This window comes from Caldimonas tepidiphila, assembly GCF_003569765.1.
Taxonomy (GTDB): Bacteria; Pseudomonadota; Gammaproteobacteria; order Burkholderiales; family Burkholderiaceae_C; genus Caldimonas; species Caldimonas tepidiphila.
In genome coordinates, this window is the sequence record NZ_QXMG01000166.1 from 1 (window position 1) to 1,092 (window position 1,092).

At 72.6% G+C, this 1,092-nt stretch carries 1 protein-coding gene; it reads left to right on the forward strand.

Going from position 1 to position 1,092, the window contains the following annotated elements; translation table 11 throughout:
* A partial coding sequence (locus D3A59_RS24905) for an ABC transporter substrate-binding protein (protein WP_119157981.1) occupies positions 1 to 759 on the forward strand: 759 nt, incomplete at its 5' end.
* Between the last annotated feature and the right edge of the window lie 333 nt (positions 760 to 1,092).

The window sequence follows — 1,092 nt, forward strand, 5'->3', positions numbered from 1 at the left end:
TTCGCCCCCTTCACCGGCGCCGAGGCGCTGCGCGAGCCGCTGCGCCGCAACGTCTTCCACATCCGCGCCTCCTACTTCGACGAGACCGCGCTGATCGTGCGGCAGCTCGACGCGGCGGGCCTGAAGAAGATCGCCGTGCTGCACCAGAACGACAGCTATGGCGCCGCCGGCCTCGAGGGCGTGACGCGCGCGCTCAAGGGCCTGAACCTCGCGCCGGTGGCGGTCGGCACCGTCGAGCGCAACTCGACCGACGTGGCCGCCGCGCTGCGCCGCATCCTGCCCGCCGCGCCCGAGGCCGTGGTTCAGATCAGCGCCTACAAGTCCTGCGCCGCCTTCGTCCGCGAGGCGCGCAAGGCCGGCTACGGCGGCCTGTTCTACAACGTGTCCTTCGTCGGCACGCAGGCGCTTGCCGACGAGCTCGGCCGCGACGCGCGCGGCGTGATGATCAGCCAGGTGATGCCCTATCCCTACACCGGCACCACGGCGATCGCGCGCGAGTACCTCGACGCGCTCAGGCGCGCCGGCAGCCAGCTGCAGCCCGACTACACCAGCATCGAGGGCTACATCGCCGCGAGGGTCTTCGCCGAGGGCCTGCGCCGCGCGCCGCGGCTCAGCCGCGACGGCCTGATCGCCGGGCTGGAATCAGTGCACAACCTGTCGCTCGGGGGCTTCAACGTCAATTTCAGCGCCCGCGACCGCGTCGCGTCGAAGTTCGTCGAGCTGGCCATGCTGACCGAGGACGGCCGCGTGAAGCGCTGAAGCGCACGCCTCGGAAGAAGGCGCCCGTGGCGCCGGCCGCGGAGCGCTTGACATCGGACAAAAGGGCCGGCGGCGGCCGTGACCAGAATCAGCGCGGCATGCCGCCCCTGGCCGGCCCGTCGCCCGGGCCGCGGAAGACCGGTCGCCGCCTCGTCGCGGGAACCCCGGCGTCCGCCGGCATGGGGCCGGCGCTCCACTTCCTCCAGAAGGCCTTCCGATGACCGTACCGATGTCGAACCGCCGCCACCTCCTCCAGGGCCTCGCCGCAGGCAGTGCCGCGCTCGCCTTCCCCGCGCTGCTGCGCGCCCAGAGCGACCGGCACATCGTGCTGGG